This is a genomic window from Pseudomonas sp. COW5, from assembly GCF_026240005.1.
GTDB classification, from domain to species: Bacteria; Pseudomonadota; Gammaproteobacteria; order Pseudomonadales; family Pseudomonadaceae; genus Aquipseudomonas; species Aquipseudomonas kribbensis.
On the sequence record NZ_JAPHVP010000001.1, the window covers coordinates 3,787,496 to 3,808,774 of the forward strand.

The following is a 21,279-nucleotide window of genomic DNA, read 5'->3' on the forward strand; positions in this document are numbered from 1 at the left end:
ACAGTGAACGCCCCTTCGCTCGTTGATTGCCGTCGATTGACCTTTATCAAGAATAGATGTTCGGTCGGGGTTTGCGGCGGGGGGGCAGCAGAGGGATTTGTGGTGGGGTTGAGGGCCTCAAGCCCTCACCCTAACCCTCTCCCAGAGGGAGAGGGGACTGACCGAGGTGTTTGGTCGTGATACATCGACCTGAAAGTCCGGAGTCGAGCTCGGGATTTGAAAAGCGTGGAGATCTGCTCCCTTTCCCCTCGCCCCCCTGGGGGAGAGGGCTGGGGTGAGGGGGGAGGCTTTTGATCTTGATCTTAGATTCGGAAACTACCCACCAACTGCTTCAGCCGCGAAGCCTGCTGTTCCAGATCCGAGCAGGCACGCAAGGTCGCCTGCAGGTTCTCGACGCCTTCCTGGTTCAGCGTATTGATCTCGGTGATGTCGACGTTGATCGATTCGACCACGGCGGTCTGTTCCTCGGTCGCGGTGGCCACCGACTGGTTCATGCCGTCGATTTCGCCGATGCGCTGGGTCACGCTGTTCAGGCGCTCGCCGGCGAGGTTGGCGATCTCCACGCTGTCCTGGCTGTGGCGCTGGCTGTCGCTCATGGTGCTGACCGATTCACGGGCGCCGACTTGCAGCTCCTCGATCATGGTCTGCACCTGCTGCGCCGATTCCTGGGTGCGGTGGGCGAGGTTGCGCACCTCGTCCGCCACCACCGCAAAACCGCGACCGGCTTCACCGGCCCGCGCAGCTTCGATGGCGGCGTTGAGCGCCAGCAGGTTGGTTTGCTGGGAGATGCTGGTGATCACTTCCAGAATCTGGCCGATGTTCACGGTTTTGCTGTTCAGCGATTCGATGTTGTTGCTCGACGCGCTGAGCATGCTCGACAACTGATTCATTGCCTTGATGCTGCGATCCACCACTTGCTGGCCGTCTTCGGCCAGGCCACGGGCGTCGCTGGCCTGGGTCGAGGCCTGTGCGGCGTTGCGGGCGATTTCCTGAGCGGCAGCGCCGAGCTGGTTGATTGCGGCGGCCACGCTGTTGGTGCGCGAGGCTTGCTGGTCAGAGTTGTACATCGACGAGTTCGAGGCCGCGACCACGCGCAGGGCGACTTCGTTGACTTGCCCGGTGGCGGACGACACTTCGCGGATCGAACCGTGAATCCGCTCGACGAAGCGGTTGAATGCCGTACCCAGCACGCCGAATTCGTCCTGATTCTGGATGGTCAGGCGTTTGGTCAGGTCGCCTTCGCCGTCGGCGATGTCTTCCATGGCGCGGGTCATGACGTGCAGCGGCTGGATCAGGATGCGGATCAGCATGCCGAGCAGGGCGATGATGATCGCCACGGCAATCACGGTCGCGATCACCGCCGAGGTGCGGAACTGGCTGAGCATCGAGAAGGCTTTGTCCTTGTCCACGGACAGGCCGATGTACCAGTTCACCGACGGCAGGCCCTTGATCGGGGCGAAGGTGACGATGCGGGTTTTTCCGTCGACAGTGATTTCACTGAAATCGCTGCTGATGCGCGGAGTGTCCTGCGGATAGGCTTCCTTGAGCGATTTCATTACCAGGGCCTTGTCCGGGTGCACCAGGATCTTGCCGTCGGCGCTGACCAGGAACGCGTAGCCCATGCCGGAGAAGTCCCGGGCGCTGAGGGTGTCGATCAGGGTTTGCAGGCTCAGGTCGCCGCCCACCACGCCGACGCTCTGACCGGCCTTTTTCGCGGAGGTGGCGATGGAAATGATGGTCTGGCCGGTGGCCGCGTCGATGTACGGTTCGGTCAGGGTCGAGGTGCTGCTGCTTTCGGCACCTTTATACCAGGGGCGGACCCGCGGATCGAAACCGTCCGGCATCTTCGCATCCGGACGGATGGTGAAGTGCCCGGTGGCGTCGCCGAGGTAGGACGCCATGAAGGTCGATGTCAGGGCTTTCTGTTCCAGCAGGCTGGCGACGGCGGACGGCTCGGGGTTGATCGCAATGTTCTGTGCGGCGTTCTCGATCAGCAGGATGCGCCCGCTGAGCCAGGTCTGGATGTTGTCGGCAGTGACCTCGCCCATCTCGTTGAGGTAGTTGTTCAGGTCGTCGCGGATTGCATTGCGCTGCAGCCAGTCGTTGTACAGCGTGAACGAGGCGAAGGCGGCAATGACGATAAGGGCGGCGGCAAGCAAGATTTTATGGCTGAAGCGTAGATTTTTGTTCATGGCTTGGGGTTCCGCTAAGGTCTTAATGTCCAGGGCGTGCTTTTATAAAGGCGCGCAATATGGGCAGGGGTGAAAGCTCACTGATATTTCCGTCTCTCCTTAGGGAAATCTCAGACCGGACTTTTGATCGGGTCTCTCACTCCTCTCTATCGGCCATGCTCGACAAAGATTAACTATTGGGTGACCAAATGCCTGACTCCTCGCAACTCGTTATCGGCGCCGATCTCGCCGGGCAACCGATCGCCCAGGCGATGCGCCTGGCCAACCGTCACGGACTGGTGGCCGGTGCGACCGGTACCGGCAAGACCGTTACTTTGCAGCGTCTGGCCGAAGCCTTCAGTGACGCCGGGGTCGCGGTGTTCGCCGCCGACATCAAGGGTGACCTGTGCGGCCTCGGCGCTGCCGGCAACCCTCAGGGCAAGGTCGCCGAGCGCATCGCCGGCATGCCATGGCTCAACTACAAGCCTCAGGCTTATCCCGTGACCTTGTGGGACATTCACGGGGAGTCCGGTCATCCGCTGCGCACCACGTTGAGTGAAATGGGACCGTTATTGATCGGTGCGTTGCTGGAGCTGACCGACAGCCAGCAGTCGGCGCTGTACGCAGCGTTCAAGGTCGCCGACCGTGAAGGGCTGTTGCTGCTGGATCTGAAAGACCTGAAAGCATTGCTCAATCACCTCAAGGACAACCCGCAACTGCTCGGCGACGACGCGGCGCTGTTCACCACTGGCTCCAGCCAGGCGCTGTTGCGGCGTCTGGCCATCCTCGAACAGCAGGGCGCCGAAGCTTTGTTCGGCGAACCGGCGCTGCAACTGGAAGACATCCTGCAACCGGCCGCCGACGGTCGCGGGCGCATTCATTTGCTGGATGCCAGTCGTTTGGTGCATGAAGCGCCGAAGGTCTATGCGACATTCCTGCTCTGGTTGCTCGCCGAGCTGTTCGAGCAACTGCCGGAGCGGGGCGACGCCGACAAACCGTTGCTGGCGCTGTTCTTCGACGAAGCGCACTTGTTGTTCGGTGATACGCCCAAGGCCTTGCAGGAACGTCTGGAACAAGTGGTGCGCCTGATCCGTTCCAAGGGCGTCGGGGTGTATTTCGTCACCCAGTCACCGGGCGATCTGCCGGACAACGTGCTGGCGCAACTCGGGTTGCGCGTGCAGCACGGTTTGCGGGCGTTCACCGCCAAGGAGCAGAAATCCCTGCGGGCGGTGGCAGACGGTTTCCGGCCGAATCCGGCGTTCGATACGTTGTCGGTGTTGACCGAACTCGGGATTGGCGAGGCGCTGGTCGGCACCTTGCAGGAAAAGGGCACGCCGGAAATGGTCCAGCGCGTGCTGGTGGCGCCGCCGCAGTCGCGGATCGGGCCGTTGACCGAGACTGAACGCACGGTGCTGATTGCCGGGTCGCCATTCAAGGGGCGTTATGACAAGCCGATCGACCGCGAGTCGGCTTATGAAATCCTCACCGGGCGCAAGAACCTGGGGCCTGAGGCCGAGGCGTTACCTGGCCAACCGGCGCCTGAAGAGCCGAGCCTGGCAGACAAGGCCGGGGAGTTCCTCGGGACAGCGGCGGGGCAGGCGTTGAAGTCGGCGATGCGTCAGGCGGCGAACCAGTTGGGCCGGCAGTTGGTGCGTGGATTGATGGGATCGTTGCTCGGTGGCAGCAAGCGCCGCTAAATCGGGTGGTATGGAGATCTGAATGTGGGAGCGGGCTTGCTCGCGAAGGCGTCCGTTCAGTCCGCATCGCGGTTAACTGACAGACCGCTTTCGTCGGATCGCCGCCCGGAGCAAGCCCGCTCCCACATTGATTGGGTTGATCTCAGGATTTGGCCTTGGCGTGCGCTGCGAGACGCTCCAGCGCCGCCCGCAGGCTCGGATCGCTGATCCCGTCGGCGGTGGATTGGATGGTCGCTGCGGCATCCGTCGACAGATCCATCGTGTGTCCGGCTGCTCTTGGCTGGATGACGGGTGGTCGCACCGAAAACTTGATCCGCGTCAGACCGGCGAACTCGTCGAACATCTGCAATTGCCGCAGCAGGCGTTTTTGTTGATAGCGCAGGCGAGTGGCCCAATGACCGTCGGTGACCACCAGCGACAGTTCGCCCTCGCGCCACTTGGCCACATGGCAGTGCTCGCGGGCGGCGGGTTGCAGCTGGCTGTCGAGCAGACGCTGCAGATGGGCCAGGCGTTGAGCATGGCCGAGGATGGCTTTCAACGGCCTGGCTTCGCGTAGCAGAACGGCGGGCGCTCTGGCTGTAAGAGGGCGAAATGCCATGATCCAACACCTGAAGTTGCAAAGGCGCCATGGTAGCAGATGGGCCCCATTTCACTCGCCCATTGCTTTTGTCCCTGCTTTGCCCATTAAATCAACGATTAACTTCTGCCGCCAACGGCTTGAAGTTGAGCAAAACGCCCCTATTTTAAGTGAGCCCCGTCAAAGCGCAGTGCCAGCATCGTGGAATATCCCCACTTTCCTCACCACCGTTTCCGGGTAGAATGCTCGTTCGCATGCGGCCATGAGGGCTGCACGGGCGACTCACGGGGCCGCCCTCCATCCCTTTAGTGTGGAAGATCCTGCCGATATGTTTGCGCCTTTGTTAAAGAAACTTTTTGGAAGCAAGAACGAGCGTGAAGTCAAACGCATGCTCAAGACGGTGCAGCTCGTCAATGCCTTCGAAGAGAAGATGGTCGCCCTCTCGGACGATCAACTGCGCGCCAAGACCGCAGAGTTCAAGGACCGCATTGCCAAGGGGGAGACCCTCGACAAGCTGTTGCCGGAAGCCTTTGCGGTCGCCCGCGAAGCCGGCAAGCGCGTCATGGGCATGCGCCACTTCGACGTCCAGCTGATCGGCGGCATGACGCTGCATGAAGGCCGGATCGCCGAAATGCGTACCGGTGAAGGCAAGACCCTGGTGGGTACCCTGGGCGTTTACCTCAACGCACTGTCCGGCAAGGGCGTGCACGTTGTGACCGTGAACGACTACCTGGCCCGCCGTGACGCCAACTGGATGCGTCCGCTGTATGAATTCCTCGGCCTGACCGTCGGCATCGTGACGCCGTTCCAGCCGCCGGAAGAGAAGCGCGCCGCCTACGCCGCCGACATCACCTACGGCACCAACAACGAATTCGGTTTCGACTACCTGCGCGACAACATGGCGTTCAGCATGGAAGAGAAATTCCAGCGCGAACTCAACTTTGCCGTGATCGACGAAGTCGACTCCATCCTCATCGACGAAGCACGTACTCCGCTGATCATTTCCGGTCAGGCCGAGGACAGCTCCAAGCTGTACATCGAGATCAACAAGCTGATCCCGAAACTCAAGCTGCACGTTGAAGAAGTCGAAGGCGAAGTCACCCAGGAAGGTCACTTCACCGTCGACGAGAAGACCCGTCAGGTCGAACTCAACGAAGCCGGTCACCAGTTCATCGAAGACCAGCTGACCAGCATCGGTCTGCTGGCCGAGGGCGAGAGCCTGTACTCGGCGCACAACCTGAGCCTGCTGACTCACGTCTACGCCGGCCTGCGTGCGCACAAACTGTTCAACCGCAACGTCGAATACATCGTGCAGGACGGTCAGGTCGTACTGGTCGACGAACACACCGGTCGTACCATGCCGGGCCGTCGTCTGTCCGAAGGCTTGCACCAGGCCATCGAGGCCAAGGAAAACCTGAACATCCAGGCCGAAAGCCAGACCCTGGCCTCGACCACGTTCCAGAACTACTTCCGTCTGTACGAAAAACTGTCCGGCATGACCGGTACTGCGGACACCGAAGCGTTCGAATTCCACCAGATCTATAACCTGCCGGTCATCGTGATCCCGACCAACAAGCCGTTGGCCCGTAAGGACTACAACGACCTGGTGTTCCTGACCGCCGAAGAGAAATACGCGGCGATCGTCAACGACATCAAGGAAAGCATGGCTGCCGGCCGTCCGGTGCTGGTGGGTACTGCGACCATCGAAACTTCCGAGCACATGTCCGCATTGCTCGTGAAGGAAGGCATCGAACACAAGGTTCTGAACGCCAAGTTCCACGAAAAAGAAGCCGAGATCATCGCGCAGGCCGGTCGTCCGGGCGCCCTGACCATTGCCACCAACATGGCCGGTCGTGGTACCGACATCCTGTTGGGCGGTAACTGGGAAGTGGAAGTGGCGTCGCTGGAAAACCCGACCCCTGAGCAGATCGCCCAGATCAAGGCCGACTGGCAGAAGCGTCACCAGCAAGTGCTGGAGTCCGGCGGTCTGCAGGTGATCGCGTCCGAGCGTCATGAATCCCGTCGTATCGACAACCAGCTGCGTGGCCGTGCCGGCCGTCAGGGCGACGCCGGTTCCAGCCGCTTCTACCTGTCGCTGGAAGACAGCCTGATGCGCATCTTCGCCTCCGACCGGGTGAAGAACTTTATGAAGGCCCTGGGCATGCAGCCTGGCGAAGCGATCGAGCACCGCATGGTGACCAACGCCATCGAGAAGGCCCAGCGCAAGGTTGAAGGTCGCAACTTCGACATCCGTAAACAACTGCTGGAGTTCGACGACGTCAACAACGAGCAGCGTAAAGTGATCTATCACATGCGCAACACGTTGCTGGCCGCCGACAACATCGGCGAAACCATCGCTGATTTCCGTCAGGACGTCCTGAACGCCACCGTCAGCGCGCACATTCCTCCGCAATCGCTGCCTGAGCAGTGGGACGTGGCAGGTCTGGAAGCTGCGATTGCCAGCGACTTCGGCGTGAAGCTGCCGATCCAGCAATGGCTCGACGAAGACGATCACCTGTACGAAGAAACCCTGCGCGAGAAGCTGATGAACGAGCTGATCGCCGCGTACAACGAGAAAGAAGACCAGGCCGGTGCCGACGCACTGCGCTCCTTCGAGAAGCAAATCGTGCTGCGCGTGCTGGACGACCTGTGGAAAGACCACCTGTCGACCATGGATCACCTGCGTCACGGCATCCACTTGCGTGGTTATGCGCAGAAGAACCCGAAGCAGGAATACAAGCGCGAGTCCTTCACGCTGTTCTCCGAGCTGCTGGATTCGATCAAGCGCGACTCGATTCGTGTGCTGTCGCACGTTCAGGTGCGCCGCGAAGATCCGGCTGAGGAAGAGGCGCGTCTGCGTCAGGAAGCCGAGGCACTGGCCGCTCGCATGCAGTTCGAACACGCCGAAGCCCCGGGTCTGGAGCAGCCGGAAGCACTGGTCGGTGAAGAGGTCGATGTGGCCCTGGCCACCGCACCGGTTCGCAACGAGCAGAAGCTGGGCCGCAACGAACTGTGCTACTGCGGTTCGGGCAAGAAATTCAAGCATTGCCACGGGCAGATCCAGTAAAACCCGTTTCAATCGCTGAAATACCCGCGCCGCGACCGGCACCAGCCGTCGCGGCGTTTTGCCATTTACACCACCGCCACTACGCTTGGCGGTGCTGACATCATTGAGTAAGGAGCGCATTCATGGCTGTTGGTCTTGGTCCTTTGCCAACGTTGCACCCGGTTGCCGGTTTTGAACTCGGTATCGCTTCGGCCGGCATCAAGCGCCCTGGGCGCAAGGATGTCGTCGTGATGCGTTGCGCCGAAGGTTCGACCGTGGCGGGCGTGTTCACGTTGAACGCTTTCTGTGCAGCGCCGGTGATCCTGGCCAAGAAGCGCGTGCAGAACGCTGTGCGCTACCTGTTGACCAACACCGGCAATGCCAACGCCGGCACTGGCGAACCAGGCCTGGCTGCCGCCGAGCGCACGACCGCCAAACTGGCTGAACTGACCGGCGTGGATGCCAGCCAGATCCTGCCGTACTCCACCGGCGTGATCGGCGAGCCGCTGCCGGTCGAGAAGATCGAAGGCGCCTTGCAGGCCGCGCTGGACGATCTGTCGGAAAACAACTGGGAAGTCGCCGCCACCGGCATCATGACCACCGACACCTTGCCCAAGGGCGCCAGCCGCCAGTTCCAGCATGACGACGTGACCATCACCGTCACCGGCATCAGCAAGGGCGCGGGCATGATCCGTCCGAACATGGCGACCATGCTCGGCTACATCGCCACCGACGCCAAAGTCTCCCGCGAGGTGTTGCATAACCTGATGCTGGACGGCGCCAACAAGTCGTTCAACCGCATCACCATCGACGGCGACACCTCGACCAACGACTGCTGCATGCTGATCGCCACCGGCAAGGCTGCGCTGCCGGAAATCACCCGCGCCGAAGGCGAGCTGTTCGCCAAGTTGAAGCAGGCCGTGTTCGAGGTGTGCATGGACGTGGCCCAGGCCATCGTGCGTGACGGCGAAGGCGCGACCAAGTTCGTGACCGTTGAAGTCAACGGCGGCGGCAATCACCAGGAATGCCTGGACGTCGGCTACACCGTGGCTCACTCGCCGCTGATCAAGACGGCACTGTTCGCCTCCGACCCGAACTGGGGCCGCATCCTCGCCGCTGTCGGCCGTGCCGGCGTGCCGGATCTGGACGTAAGCAAGATCGACGTGTTCCTCGGCGAAGTGTGCATCGCCAGCCGTGGCGCCCGCGCCGCGACCTACACCGAAGCCCAGGGCTCGGCAGTGATGCAGCAGGAGGAGATCACCATCCGTATCGAGCTGGGTCGCGGCGATTGCAGCGAAACCATCTGGACCACCGACCTGTCCCACGAGTACGTGAAGATCAACGCCGAATACCGCACCTGATCCCTGCCGAAGAGGGAGGTCTGCGGACCTCCTTTTCTTCTGTCCCATGAAAGGACCCGAACATGAGCCTTCACCTGATCATCGGCGACAAATTGCTTTCCTCATGGTCCCTGCGCGCGGCACTGGCGCTTGAGCTGACCGGCGCACCTTACACCGAAGAACTGATCAAGCTCGGCAAGCCCGACACCCGCGAGCGCCTGCTCAAGCATTCGCCCACCGGCAAGGTGCCGTTGCTGACCACCGCACGGGGCACCATCGCCGATTCCCTGGCGATTGCCGAATACCTGGCCGAACAGTTTCCATCCGAACAGCTCTGGCCGACCGATATAGCGGCTCGCGCTCAGGCGCGCTCTGCCTGCGCGCAGATGCACAGTGGCTTTTTTGCGATGCGCAATCACATGCCGTTCAACCTGAGCCACGATGCACCGCTCAACCCGGTGCCGCCGGAAGTGAAGGTCGATGTCGAGCGCATGCTGGCGCTGTGGGCCGAATGCCGCGCCGCGGCGACCGAAGCCGGGCCGTTCCTGTTTGGTCGCGTGTCGTTGGCGGATGCCTTCTTCGCACCGATTGCCGTACGCCTGCGTACCTATCAGGTGCAGCTGCCGACCGAAGATGAAGCCTATGTTGAAACCGTCTACCGATGGCCGGCCTTCAAGGCCTGGCAAAAGGCCGGACTGGAGGAGTTGCAGTCGTGAAACGTGTACACGTCGCTGCTGCCGTCATTCGTGACGACAGCGGCAAAATCCTGATCGCCCGCCGGGCTGACACTAAGCATCAGGGCGGTCTTTGGGAATTTCCCGGTGGCAAGGTCGAAGCCGACGAGTCGGTGCAGACCGCGCTGGCCCGTGAGCTGCACGAAGAACTGGGCATTGTCGTCGGCGCCGCCCGACCGCTGATCAAGGTGCGCCACGATTACCCGGACAAGCAGGTGTTGCTGGATGTCTGGGAAGTCTCGAGCTTTACCGGCGAACCTCACGGCGCCGAAGGCCAGCCGTTGGCCTGGGTGTCGGCGAAGGAACTGACGAGCTACGAGTTCCCGGCGGCCAACCAGCCGATCGTCGCGGCGGCGCGTTTGCCCGCTGAATACCTCATCACCCCGGAAGACCTGGAAGCCCCGGCCTTGTTGCGCGGCATCCAGAAGGCAATTGCCGGTGGCATCAAGCTGATCCAGCTGCGTGCGCCCAATGGCTATGACCCGAAATACCGCGACCTCGCGGTGGACGCGGTCGGCCTGTGTGCCGGCAAGGCGCAGTTGATGATCAAGGGCCCGTTCGAGTGGCTGGGGGATTTCCCGTCCGCCGGTTGGCACATCACTTCGGCTCAGTTGCGCAAGTACGCGGCAGCCGGGCGTCCGCTACCGGCGGAGCGCTGGCTGGCGGCGTCCTGCCACAATGCTGAAGAACTGGCGCTGGCCGAGCAGATGGGCGTGGATTTCGTCACCCTGTCGCCGGTGCAGCCGACCCTGACTCATCCGGATGCGCAGCCGTTGGGCTGGGAGCAGGCTTCGACACTGATCGAAGGCTTCAGCAAGCCGGTGTTTCTGTTGGGTGGAGTCGGCCCGGCTGAGCGCGAGAAAGCGTGGAATGCCGGGGCTCAAGGTGTGGCGGGGATTCGGGCGTTCTGGCCTGAGGCTTGATTTGGCATTGATGCATTTGGCCCCTTCGCGAGCAGGCTCGCTCCCACATTTGATTGCATTCCAACTGTAGGAATACATTTCCCTGTGGGAGCGGGCCTGCTCCGGGCGGCGTTCCGACGAAGGCGTCCTGACCGGCGCTACACCTCTGTGGGTTTCGCCGCCGGTTGCCACAGGATTTCTGCAATGCCCTGGCGCCGCGCAATCAGCCTCGCCACCACAAACAACAAATCCGACAAGCGATTGATGTAAGCCAGGCCAACCCCGGCCAACGGTTCGATCGCATTCAAATGCTGACAACGCCGCTCGGCACTGCGCGCCAGGCTGCGGCACACATGGGCCTGGGCAATCAGCATCGAACCACCGGGCAGAATGAAGTTCTCCAGCGGCCCCAATTCCTCGTTCCACACATCGATGGCGGCTTCCAGCCGTTCGATTTCTGCTTCGTTCAGCGCCTGATATTCCGGCATCGCCAGTTCGCCACCCAGGTCGAACAGTCGATGTTGGCAGGGCGCCAACACGTCGATCAATTCATTGAGTTCGGGGCAGTTTTCGCGTTCGGCGATCAACCCGGCCAGCAGCACGCCGACCTGGCTGTTCAGGGTGTCGACCTCGCCAATGGCCTCGATGCGCGGATGATCCTTCGGAACGCGGCGACCATCGCCGAGGCCGGTTTCGCCTTTGTCGCCGGTGCGGGTGTAGATCTTCGACAAGCGAAAGCCCATGGTTTACCTCGGTAGTTGATTGGTTTCGGCGGCAATGGGTGCAGGTTGCGCGAGCGGCAGGCGCAGGGTGAAGCAGGTGCCTTGGCCCGGTGCCGACTGCACTTCCATCTGCCCTTTGTGATTGTTGGTGATGATGAAGTACGACACCGAGAGCCCGAGCCCCGTGCCCTGGCCGATTTCCTTGGTGGTGAAGAACGGCTCGAAGGTGCGTTTGCGCACGTTCTCGCTCATGCCGATGCCGTTGTCTTCAACCTGAATCTCGGCCCACGGCGGATTGAGCTTCGTGCGCAGGATGATTCGCCCCGGCTCGCTGTCGTCTTCGCGCAGGTGGATCGCCTGTGCAGCGTTTTTCAGCAGGTTGAGCAGCACTTGTTCCAGCTCGTTGGCGGTGCCCGGAACCGGTCCCAGCGCCGGGTCAAACTGACGGATGATCGCCTGGCCCTTGAAGTCGAAGCCGATGGCCAGGTCGAAGTCGTTGCCGGCGATTTCCACGGCTTGATCGATCAGCGCCGGCAGGTCGCACGGCGCCATCTGGCGGGTGCTGCGGCGGCTGAAACTGAGCATGTGGGTGACGATTTTTGCCGCCCGGGCTCCGGCCTGCTGGATGCCGTCGAGCAGTTGCGGAACTTCCCGGCCTTGCAGGTAACGGTTCACGGTTTCCAGTTCGATGCCCAGTTGCTCGGCCTGTTCAAGGTTTTTCGGCAGGTCGGGTGACAGGCGCCGGCGAATGTTCTGCACGTTATGCAAGATCGCGCCCAGCGGGTTGTTGATCTCGTGAGCCATGCCGGCCGCGAGGCCGCCGACCGAGAGCATTTTTTCCGACTGCACCATCATGTCCTCCAGCGACAGGCGCTGGGTGATGTCGTCGATCCGGATCACTACGCCACGCCCGGCACCGCCCATCAGCGGGTAGAAGGTCAGGGCGTAATGCTTGGGCTCGTCGTCCTTGAACCAGGTCACCCGCTCGATTTTCGCCACGGTGTGTTGTTCGACGGTCTGCTTGAGCTGCGGCAGGAACGGCTTGAGCGGTTCGAACGCGAGGAAGATCGGCTGATTCAGTGCTTCGTCCAGCCGGGTGCCGGAGAGGGCACTGGCTTCCTGGTTCCACTGCGTGACGTAGAGCTGCTCGTCGAGGGCGATCAGCGCCGAGGGCATGGAGTCGATGATGCTGTTGAGGTAGTTCTGGAAACCCGTGAGCTTCTTCTCGATCTTGCTGCGCACCTGGACTTCCAGCTCCAGCTTGCGGTTGGTATGGCGGGTTTCTTCGGCCAGCCCCTGAGCCTGATCGTAGGCGGCTTGCGAGTCATCGCGGGCGCGCTTGAGCTGCTGCTCCCGGGCCTCGATGCGTGAAAGCATGGTGTTGAAGGCCTCGGCGAGGCTGCCGATTTCGTCGTGGTTGCCGCGCGAGGCGCGCAGGGCGTAGTTCTCCTCGCGGGTGACCTGACGGGACAGTTCTTCGAGTTCGTGGATCGGCCGGGTGATCAGGCGCTTGATCTGCCGGGCGATCACCAGCCACAACAGCACGCTGAAAATCAGGATTCCCAGACTCGCCGTCAGGGTGCCGGTGTAGAACGCCATCGGCAATTCACTGCTGGCCACCAGCAACAGATGACCCGGCGCTGTGCCGGGGCGGGGCAGGGTGATCAATTGATTGCTGCGAAACTCGGTGAGTTGCCAGGCTTCGATGTACCGGTAGCGCTCCGGCAGGTTGAGCTTGTCGCCGCGTTGCACCTGAGCGATGCGGTCGCCCTTGCCGTCATACAGGGCGGCGGCCCGCAGCGGCGAGTAGCTGTCGAGCTCCTTGAGCAGGCGTTCGGCACTCTGCGGTGATTGCAGCGCTTCGGCGATCAGGCTCGGGTTTGCGACCAGTCGGCCAATGGTCTGCAGCGCCTGGGGCGCCATGCTTTCCTGGGAAATGTAATAGGCCGCGCTGATGAAGGTCAGGTTGGCGACCAGTAACACGGTGGTCAACAGCACCAGCAGGGCGGCCAGCAGTTTCTGGCCGACCGGCAGGTTTTCGAGGCGCTGGCGCAATGGCATCGGGCTTATCGCAACAAAGGAACAAGTGGGCAGCGTAGCCGCTGCTCAGTCCACGGGCAATCCGAGACTGTGCAGATGGGCTGTCAGCCGCTGCTGCAATTGTTTCAGATGCGGCAGGTTGAGTTGATGCCGCTGCGCAGCCTTGCAGGCATGGCCCAGCAGATAGCTGATTTCGGTGCGGCGCTTGTTGGCCACGTCCTGATACATGGAGGAGAAATTGGCGGCGGTAGCCGAAATCACCCGCTCGACTTCCTGTTGCAGGTTGTCCGCCGCCGCAGGCTGGCCGCAACGCTCCAGCAACTCGGTCAGTTCGGCGCACAGAGTGGCGACTTCGCAATGGTGTTCCTGCAATCCGCCGTTGCGGCAGTCGTGCAACACCGTCAGTGGATTGATCGCACAGTTGAGCGCCAGTTTTCGCCACAGTCGGGTGAGGATGTCTGCGCTCCATTCATGAGGAATCTTTGCCGCCTCAAGATCATCCAGCCAGAACGGTGCCACGGGATGACCGACATCACCGAGCCAGGTGTAACCGTGGCCGGCGAACACAACGCGCCAGTCGCCGTCGCGAAACGCGCCTTCGGTGCTGGAGGCGCTGATGCAGCGGGCCTGCGGGACTTGCGCGGCAACTGTTTCCTGGCTGCCGAGGCCGTTTTGCAAAAGAATCAGTTCTGCGTCCGGCGCCAGACGATGAGCGACCCCGGCCACGGCGCTTTCGGCATCGTAGGCCTTGCACGCCACCAGCAGGCGGCGGATCGGACCGGGGCTGTCCGGGGTTTCGCCGGGGATGGCATAGCTGCTGGCCACGCCTTGCTCCACCAGCGTCAGGCCGCCCGCCGTCGCATAGTCATGCAAGCGGTCGATGTCGCGCAGGATCAACCGGACCGGCAATCCGGCCCGGGCCAGACGCGTGGCCCAGAGGGTGCCGAGACTTCCGGCGCCAAGGATGTGCCAGGGGGTGGACATCAGTTTTTCACTCGGTAAGGTACAGGCATGCAAGGCTCGCCGTGTCGGTGGGAAAAGACCCGTTATAATGAGCCCGATTTTAACCGCAAGCCAAGCGCGCCGCGTCCTGAACGAGCGCGCCTTTTTATTGGAGAGATTACATGCCGTCGTTCGACGTGGTATCCGAACTGGACAAACACGAACTCACCAACGCGGTCGAGAACGCCGTGAAGGAACTCGATCGTCGTTATGACCTGAAAGGCAAGGGCAGCTTTGAATTCAAGGAAAAGGACCTGACCGTCCACTTGACCGCTGAAGCCGATTTCCAGCTGGAAGCGATGATCGAGATCCTCAAGCTGGCCCTGGTCAAGCGCAAGATCGACGTGCAGTGCCTCGAGGTCAAAGACTCTTTCGCATCGGGCAAGCTGATGAAGCAGGACGCCGTTCTGAAGGAAGGCATCGACAAGGAACTGGCGAAGAAGATCGTCGGCCACATCAAGGAAGCCAAGCTCAAGGTGCAGGCCGCCATTCAGGGCGAGCAGGTACGGGTGACCGGCAAGAAGCGTGACGATCTGCAGGAAGCCATCGCTGCCCTGCGTGCCAAGGAATTCGGCATGCCACTGCAATTCAACAACTTCCGCGACTGAGCCATCCGAGTCGGGAACCTCTCGGCGTTTTCAGCGTCCGAGGCCCAAGCAGCGGCAGAAACGATTGAGCCCCAACAGGCCCGGTCGTTCTGCCGCTGATTTTTTCAGCCCGGGAAGCCGGCAATCAGGAGATAAAAGATGGATTTGAATGCTGAGGTAGACAACCTGGTCAAGGCGTCCCAGGCGTGGATTCCGATGATCATGGAATACGGCAGCCGTGTGCTGCTGGCGGTGATTACCCTGGCCATCGGCTGGTGGCTGATCAACAAGGTCACGCAAAAGCTCGGTGGCTTGCTGGCTCTGCGCAATGCCGATCTGGCACTGCAGGGTTTCATCAGCAGCCTGGCCAACATCATTCTCAAGGTTCTGTTGATCGTCAGCGTGGCGTCGATGATCGGCGTCGAGACCACTTCGTTCGTGGCGGCGATCGGTGCGGCCGGCCTGGCCATCGGCCTGGCGTTGCAGGGCAGCCTGGCGAACTTCGCCGGCGGCGTGCTGATTCTGCTGTTCCGTCCGTTCCGTATCGGTGACTGGATCGAAGCGCAGGGCGTGGCGGGTACTGTCGACAGCATCCAGATCTTCCACACCGTGCTGCGTACCGGCGACAACAAGACCATCATCGTACCGAACGGCAATCTGTCGAATGGCATCATCACCAACACCAACCGTCAGCCAACCCGCAAGGTTGTGTTCGATGTGGGTGTCGATTACGAAGCCGATCTGCAAAAGGCCCGTCAGGTACTGCTGGATCTGGCGAAAGATGATCGTGTGTTGCAGGATCCGGCGCCACAGGCTGTCATTTCGACGCTGGGTGATAGTTCGATCACTGTTTCCCTGCGTGTCTGGGTCAAGACAGCAGACTACTGGGATGTGATGTTCATGTTTAACGAACAGTCCCGTGATCGTTTAAAGACTGCCGGCATTGATATTCCATTTCCACAGCGTGTGATTCGTGTGGTTCAGGAATCGGCGGTGTAATGATAGGTTGCTAATTAAATGCCTGACTTGTTGGTCAGGCATTTATTGCAAGTGACAGATAACAAAAAAGGCCCATCCGAAGATGGGCCTTTTTCATTCAACCAAACTAACCACTGACGATTACAAGATGTTCAGTGGGTACTCGGTGATCAGACGGAACTCTTTAACGTCGCCTTCGCCTTGGTCGGCGTTGGCGGTGTGCCAGGCTTGACGAATGCGGAAGGACAGATCTTTCGCAGGGCCAGACTGAACTACGTATTTGGCTTCGAAGTTGGTTTCGTGGTGTTTGCCGTCTTCACCGTACAGCGGTGCGCCAGTGCTGGTGCGGTATTGGCTGTTTGCAGCCAGACCGGTACCGTCGATATCCCAACCTTTAACGTAACGAACCATGAAGCTCAGGCCAGGAACGCCGTACTCAGCCATTTTCAGGTCGTAACGCGCTTGCAGGGATTTCTCGCCTGGGCCGTTGAAGTCAGAGTACTGGATGGAGTTGGCGAGGAAGATCGAGTCGCCGCCACGGTTGTTCTTGCCCACGCCGACGTAGTCGAACGGAGTGTCACCGTTGACCTTCTGGAAGGCCAGGGTGAAGGTGTGTGCTTTCAGGAACGACAGCGCAGTTGCCAGGGAGAAGGCAGTGTTGCTGATGTCGCCAGCCAGCTTGTCACCGGTGTCGGTGGTGCGATAGATGTTGAAGTCAGTGTTCAACGAAGTGTCACCACCGAATGGAGTGGTGAGGTTCACGTTCGCGTAGTACTGGTTCCAGACGTCTTCCAGCTTGGCACCGTAGAGCGATGCGCTCAGGTTTTCGGTGATGCCGTACTTGCCACCGAAATAGTCGATGGTTTTGGCTTCTACGCCGGCGTAGTTCGCGAACAGGCCGCCATCACGGGCGTTCTTGTCCTGGCTGGTAGCCGAGTAGAAGTGACCGGCTTCGAGGTCAAGGTCTTTGACTTCGCTGCTCTGCAGCTGGAAGCCGCTGGCAGTTTGCGGAATGATACGGGAACCGCCGACAGCGAACACTGGAGCAGTGCTTGGCTGCTGGTCGCCGATTTTCAGCTCGGTTTTGGAAATGCGGAACTTGATGGCAGCGCCGGCTTTGCCTTGGCTGTTGTCAACGTCGTGGGCGTAACCGTTGGCTTTGACGACGTCGCTGCGGCTCATGTTGCCTGTGCCGGTGGTGCCATCGCCGCCATCCAGTTTGATGGCCAGGTAACCGAATGCATCGACACCGACGCCGACGGTGCCTTGGGTATAACCGGAGCTGAAGTTGCCGAGGAAGCCCTGGGTCCAGTCTTTCTGGTCGTGGCCGCCGTTCTTGTTGTCGCGGTTGAAGTAGTAGTTCTTCAACGTCTCGGTCAGTTTTGCGTCTTCAACAAAGCCTTTGGCTTCAGATTGATCACTAACAAACGGTGCGGCCGTAGCCAACTGAGTACTGGCTGCTGTAACGGCCAGTGCGATCATGCTCCACTTCATCACGCGCATCGTGATTTGCTCCTTTGGTTTTAGAAGAGTACTGCCGTCCCACCTGTTTTATTATCTGGGCGGCTCTTTCTTTTTGTGTCGGCGCAAACTTATATCACGCCGACAATGTTGGCGATACTTGCACATACAACCTTTCATGTTCTTTACGACGCTGTCGCAAATGGCTTGGTCGATGTCGCAAATTCACAGTACCCATGCAGTCGGGCTGACAACTTTATCGCTGTTTCTGGGCCTTTTTGCATCGGTAAAAAAGAGTCCCTGGCAAAACACTTGAATCTCCATCGGGCAACCCTGCCACTGTTTTTTTCGGGGTTTGAACCACCACTTCCCGTGGCGGGCTCATAGCCCATATGAGTACGAATGCAACAAGCGTGCACAAACCGCAAAATTGATGCGGTTATTTTTCCATGGCCCCGCTTGTTGCTGTAAAAGCCTTGTAAATGCGGGCCCGCGCGCCCCTTTTTTATCAGGGTTGACGCGCTTCCTCGCTTGGTGTTGCCTCGCTCGATTTTGCGCATGACAACCAAAAACGTTACCGGTTCACCCTGTCAGTGAGTATTTGGCGGATGCCCGAGCCATTGAGCGTAGACCCGCTGTACGGTTTTGGTGCAAATATTTTTTCCGGCTGTACTGAATTCAAACACTTGAGCCCTGTCATGACCCTGAACACGGTAGTGAGTCACGTTCATTTCGGCGGGTTGCTTGGCACGGCGGGTCTCGTGCTGGTGCGTGAGCGCCGGAAATGTTCCATGGCGGGGCGCCGCTTCATCGTGAAGGGCAGGGCATTCGAAGGTATGCTGCCGTCCTGTCGTTTAGTGCGCCGTCCACCGGGCAGGCCCACTAAGCTGAATATTGTCGACCAGCCGGGAGTACACCCAGTGTTTGCTTTAGATTCACGCCTTCAACAGGACACGCTGACCATCGGCGACTTCCCGCTCTGCCGGTTGCTGCTGTCCAACGACGCCAACTACCCGTGGTTCATCCTGGTGCCTCGTCGCGACGATATCAGCGAGTTGTTTCAATTGGATGTCGCCGATCAGCAGCGACTGTGGCAGGAAACCACGGCCCTGGCGGAGGTGCTCAAGGACTCGTTCGATGCCGACAAGATGAACGTTGCCACCCTGGGTAACGTCGTCAGCCAGTTGCACATGCATGTGATCGTGCGCAAACGTGATGACGCCGCGTGGCCGGCGCCGGTCTGGGGCAAGCACCCGGCCAAGCCTTACAGCGCCGGACAGGTGGCCGCGATCCGCGAGCGCCTGCGCCTGGTGCTGGACGAAGATTTCAAGTTTCTGGAGGGCTGATCATGGGCCTGGAACAACGCGTTACCGATCTGGAAAGCCGCCTGGCATTTCAGGACGACACCATTCAGGCGTTGAATGATGTGCTGGTGGAGCAGCAGCGAGTCGTGGAGCGTCTGCAGTTGCAGATGGCCGCGCTGCTCAAGCGCCAGGAAGAAATGGTCGGCCAGTTCGGCTCCTTTGAGGAAGACGCACCGCCGCCGCACTACTGAGTTTGCGTATTTCGCAAGGGCAATAAAAAACCGCGAGCAGCCAGGCTGTTCGCGGTTTTTTCGTTCTGGATCAGCGACGCGGCAGGGCGGCGATCACGTCTTCGGCTTGCAGGCCTTTGTCACGGTTCATCACCGAGAACTCCACGCGCTGGCCTTCGACCAGGACGCGGTGGCCTTCGCCACGGATGGCGCGAAAGTGCACGAAAATATCATCGCCGGAATCCCGGGAGATAAAGCCGAAGCCCTTGGAGGTGTTGAACCACTTGACGGTGCCGGTATCGCGGTTGCTCATGTCGTAGCTTTGCGCGGCGGCGGCCGGTGAGGATTTGTAGAAGCTGACGGCCAGGTGCAGGATCACGGCGACCAGGGCGATCACCAGGCTGAACAGCACGGCTGGCTGGCCGGCGATGACAGGCATCGGCGCGATCAGGGTCAGGGTTTGCAGGACGACGGTCAGCACCAGCAGTGCGCTGACCAGATTTTGCAGATGCTGGCGCGGGCCTTTGTTCCAGTAAGGGATCACCGGGGCAATGACCAGGTTCAGCAGGCCGAAAAAGGCCAGGTAAAGTGCATCGGGTTGTTGCAGGTAAGGAACGGCTTCGGATTTCAAGCTGGGTATGAACGACAGCAGCAACGCCGCTGCGCCCATTAGCAGGTGGACGATTTTCAACATTTTTATTGACTCACGTTATGACGGCTCACAAGGAAGAGCTGAAGGCGCACGGTTCGCTTCGAAACAATAAGAGGCGTTGGACACGTGCCCGGCATCAGCCTATGCGCAACGCCCGGAAAACAGGGCGTAGCGACACACTGCCTATTTAACAGCAAAGCCCACAGCTACTCAAATCACGCCGGCCAGCGGCAAGGCGTGGGGCTATTTGTCGCCTCTATCGGGTCGATACGGGGGCTGCCATGGGAGGAAGGCCTTGCTACAGTGAACCGACACCTGCTGGATGAATTCAATCGCCGTTAGGGGGTAAGCATGGCAATCGATATCGGTATCAGTGAAGAAGACCGCAAATCCATCGTCGAAGGGCTGTCGCGTCTGCTGTCGGACACCTACGTGCTCTATTTGAAGACCCACAACTTCCACTGGAACGTCACCGGACCGATGTTCCGGACCCTGCACCTGATGTTCGAGGAGCAGTACAACGAACTGGCACTGGCCGTGGATTCGATCGCCGAACGCATCCGCGCCCTGGGTTTTCCAGCGCCGGGCGCCTATGCGACCTACGCGCGTCTTTCCTCTATTAAAGAAGAGGTGGGCGTGCCGAGTGCCGAAGACATGATCAAACAGCTGGTCGAAGGCCAGGAGGCAGTCACTCGCACGGCGCGGGGGATTTTCCCGCTGCTGGATAAGGTCAGTGACGAGCCGACGGCTGATCTTCTGACTCAGCGCATGCAAGTCCACGAGAAAACCGCGTGGATGCTCAGGGCGCTGCTCGAAGCCTGATCGCCCGTGGCGCACGGACACGAATTGTCGGCCGTGCGCCCGTCCTGGCGAGGAAAAAGCACTCGCGTTTGTAGGATGCGAGGAAAGCACTTCGCTGGTCCATGATCCTCCCTTTTCTGTTGGCTTATCCTACGAGGACGGTCAAAAAGTCGTCTGGCCATGCCTTTGTCCCTGCGCTTTTAATGAGGTCACAGGATGTTGCCTTGGCAACAAGCAGAGATGGCAAAGGAGTGTCAACGATATGGAAGTTGGAGACAGGCGAAGCGGAATCATCATCGGCTCGCGGCAGGACAGGGCCGTGGCGCCGTTTCTTGAAGAGTTCGACATGGCATTGATCCGGCCCTTGGCCCGATCGGTGCGTTTGAACGGGTTTGCGACCTGCATGCGGCTGGAGCAGGTCTATTGGAATATTCTGGGCCGTATGGCCGAGGATAATTGCTGTTCGGTCGGCACCTTGCTGTCCCGTGTCGATCGAGAGGTGCACTTGCGTCACGGTGGGGTGAAGAACTTCAGCGGTCTGGTGCGGGTGGTATGTGTCGTGCACGGCCTGCGGGATGCGCCGGTGACCATCGGGGGTTGCCAGTGACTAGGCGGCCCGTGCAGTCTTCCGGCTGCACAGGCCGCATTTAATGGATATAATCCCGCTCTTTCGCCACACCGCCCTGCGGGAGCTGGCAATCTGATCGCCGAGACAACTCCATGCCGATGTACGATTACCAATGTGCTTCCTGTGGTCATCAGTTGGAAGCCATTCAAAAGATCAGTGATGCACCGCTGGTCGATTGCCCTGCCTGTCAGGCACCAGAGCTCAAGAAACAGCTGTCCATGCCAGGCTTTCGCCTCAGCGGCAGCGGTTGGTACGAAACCGATTTCAAGACCGGCGCGAAGAAGAATCTGGCCGGTGGCGACAAATCTGACTAGGGTTCAGGCCCAGGTCTTACGACACGCGCGAGCATCCACCGGTCGCACAGAGCTTGAGTGCGGCGGATCTCCACCGAATTTCGAATTACGAGA

19 protein-coding genes are annotated in these 21,279 nt (G+C 60.3%); 12 read left to right on the forward strand and 7 right to left on the reverse strand.

Annotated features, from left to right (window positions below):
• Positions 1-302 precede the first annotated feature (302 nt).
• Positions 303-2,192: a methyl-accepting chemotaxis protein gene (locus OQ248_RS17245; protein ID WP_265813420.1), complete on the reverse strand. Its 1,890-nt coding sequence runs from the start codon at positions 2,190-2,192 to the stop codon at positions 303-305.
• 188 nt (positions 2,193-2,380) lie between these two features.
• Between OQ248_RS17245 and OQ248_RS17250 the strand changes: the two genes are divergently transcribed.
• Positions 2,381-3,868: a helicase HerA-like domain-containing protein gene (locus tag OQ248_RS17250; protein WP_265813421.1), complete on the forward strand. Its 1,488-nt coding sequence runs from the start codon at positions 2,381-2,383 to the stop codon at positions 3,866-3,868.
• Positions 3,869-4,010: 142 nt separating this feature from the next.
• Here the strand turns inward: OQ248_RS17250 and OQ248_RS17255 are convergent, their stop codons facing one another.
• Complete coding sequence (locus tag OQ248_RS17255) at positions 4,011-4,466, reverse strand: DciA family protein (protein ID WP_085709608.1); 456 nt, start codon at positions 4,464-4,466, stop codon at positions 4,011-4,013.
• A gap of 307 nt (positions 4,467-4,773) precedes the next feature.
• Between OQ248_RS17255 and secA the strand changes: the two genes are divergently transcribed.
• The 4 genes from secA (at position 4,774) to OQ248_RS17275 (ending at position 10,488) form a co-directional block, all read left to right on the forward strand.
• A complete protein-coding gene (secA, locus tag OQ248_RS17260; protein WP_085709609.1) occupies positions 4,774-7,512 on the forward strand; it encodes a preprotein translocase subunit SecA in 2,739 nt (912 codons plus the stop codon).
• Between the two features lie 122 nt (positions 7,513-7,634).
• Positions 7,635-8,852 (forward strand): bifunctional glutamate N-acetyltransferase/amino-acid acetyltransferase ArgJ, encoded by a 1,218-nt coding sequence (gene argJ / locus OQ248_RS17265; protein ID WP_265813422.1) that lies wholly within the window; start codon positions 7,635-7,637, stop codon positions 8,850-8,852.
• 62 nt (positions 8,853-8,914) lie between these two features.
• A complete protein-coding gene (locus OQ248_RS17270) occupies positions 8,915-9,547 on the forward strand; it encodes a glutathione S-transferase family protein (protein ID WP_265813423.1) in 633 nt (210 codons plus the stop codon).
• On the forward strand, positions 9,544-10,488 hold the full coding sequence (locus tag OQ248_RS17275; RefSeq protein WP_265813424.1) for a Nudix family hydrolase: 945 nt from the start codon (positions 9,544-9,546) through the stop codon (positions 10,486-10,488). Before OQ248_RS17270 ends, OQ248_RS17275 begins: the two co-directional genes overlap by 4 nt.
• Before the next feature lie 137 nt (positions 10,489-10,625).
• Here the strand turns inward: OQ248_RS17275 and OQ248_RS17280 are convergent, their stop codons facing one another.
• From OQ248_RS17280 to OQ248_RS17290, 3 genes are read right to left on the reverse strand one after another with little or no spacing between them, the layout of a single operon-like run.
• A complete protein-coding gene (locus OQ248_RS17280) occupies positions 10,626-11,210 on the reverse strand; it encodes a cob(I)yrinic acid a,c-diamide adenosyltransferase (protein WP_265813425.1) in 585 nt (194 codons plus the stop codon).
• Positions 11,211-11,213: 3 nt separating this feature from the next.
• Positions 11,214-13,250, reverse strand: a complete 2,037-nt coding sequence (locus OQ248_RS17285) for an ATP-binding protein (RefSeq protein ID WP_265813426.1) — start codon at positions 13,248-13,250, stop codon at positions 11,214-11,216.
• A gap of 45 nt (positions 13,251-13,295) precedes the next feature.
• Entirely contained in the window at positions 13,296-14,213 is a 918-nt protein-coding gene (locus tag OQ248_RS17290; protein WP_265813427.1) for a putative 2-dehydropantoate 2-reductase, read from the reverse strand.
• 140 nt (positions 14,214-14,353) lie between these two features.
• On the opposite strand from OQ248_RS17290, the gene OQ248_RS17295 reads away from it, so the two are divergent.
• Positions 14,354-14,839 (forward strand): YajQ family cyclic di-GMP-binding protein, encoded by a 486-nt coding sequence (locus tag OQ248_RS17295; RefSeq protein WP_007951218.1) that lies wholly within the window; start codon positions 14,354-14,356, stop codon positions 14,837-14,839.
• Positions 14,840-14,977: 138 nt separating this feature from the next.
• On the forward strand, positions 14,978-15,817 hold the full coding sequence (locus OQ248_RS17300) for a mechanosensitive ion channel domain-containing protein (RefSeq protein ID WP_007951217.1): 840 nt from the start codon (positions 14,978-14,980) through the stop codon (positions 15,815-15,817).
• Between the two features lie 120 nt (positions 15,818-15,937).
• Here the strand turns inward: OQ248_RS17300 and OQ248_RS17305 are convergent, their stop codons facing one another.
• Positions 15,938-17,299 carry an OprD family porin gene (locus tag OQ248_RS17305; protein WP_248742556.1) on the reverse strand — a complete coding sequence of 454 codons (1,362 nt, stop codon included), beginning with the start codon at positions 17,297-17,299 and terminating at the stop codon, positions 15,938-15,940.
• Between the two features lie 878 nt (positions 17,300-18,177).
• Here OQ248_RS17305 and OQ248_RS17310 point away from each other — a divergent pair.
• Both OQ248_RS17310 and OQ248_RS17315 read left to right on the forward strand, forming a co-directional pair.
• Entirely contained in the window at positions 18,178-18,603 is a 426-nt protein-coding gene (locus tag OQ248_RS17310; RefSeq protein ID WP_265813428.1) for an HIT domain-containing protein, read from the forward strand.
• A gap of 2 nt (positions 18,604-18,605) precedes the next feature.
• Positions 18,606-18,812, forward strand: a complete 207-nt coding sequence (locus tag OQ248_RS17315; RefSeq protein WP_265813429.1) for a SlyX family protein — start codon at positions 18,606-18,608, stop codon at positions 18,810-18,812.
• Positions 18,813-18,882: 70 nt separating this feature from the next.
• Here the strand turns inward: OQ248_RS17315 and OQ248_RS29025 are convergent, their stop codons facing one another.
• The gene (locus tag OQ248_RS29025) at positions 18,883-19,485 is read right to left on the reverse strand and encodes a cold-shock protein (RefSeq protein ID WP_085709619.1); all 603 of its coding nucleotides are present in this window, start codon (positions 19,483-19,485) and stop codon (positions 18,883-18,885) included.
• A gap of 309 nt (positions 19,486-19,794) precedes the next feature.
• Here OQ248_RS29025 and OQ248_RS17325 point away from each other — a divergent pair, with 309 nt between their 5' ends.
• The 3 genes from OQ248_RS17325 to OQ248_RS17335 all read left to right on the forward strand — a co-directional run bounded on the left by OQ248_RS17325 (position 19,795) and on the right by OQ248_RS17335 (position 21,186).
• Positions 19,795-20,265: a Dps family protein gene (locus OQ248_RS17325; RefSeq protein WP_039766007.1), complete on the forward strand. Its 471-nt coding sequence runs from the start codon at positions 19,795-19,797 to the stop codon at positions 20,263-20,265.
• Positions 20,266-20,506: 241 nt separating this feature from the next.
• Positions 20,507-20,851, forward strand: a complete 345-nt coding sequence (locus OQ248_RS17330; RefSeq protein WP_265813430.1) for a ribbon-helix-helix domain-containing protein — start codon at positions 20,507-20,509, stop codon at positions 20,849-20,851.
• A gap of 113 nt (positions 20,852-20,964) precedes the next feature.
• Positions 20,965-21,186 (forward strand): zinc ribbon domain-containing protein, encoded by a 222-nt coding sequence (locus tag OQ248_RS17335; RefSeq protein ID WP_007951210.1) that lies wholly within the window; start codon positions 20,965-20,967, stop codon positions 21,184-21,186.
• The last annotated feature ends 93 nt before the right edge of the window (positions 21,187-21,279 follow it).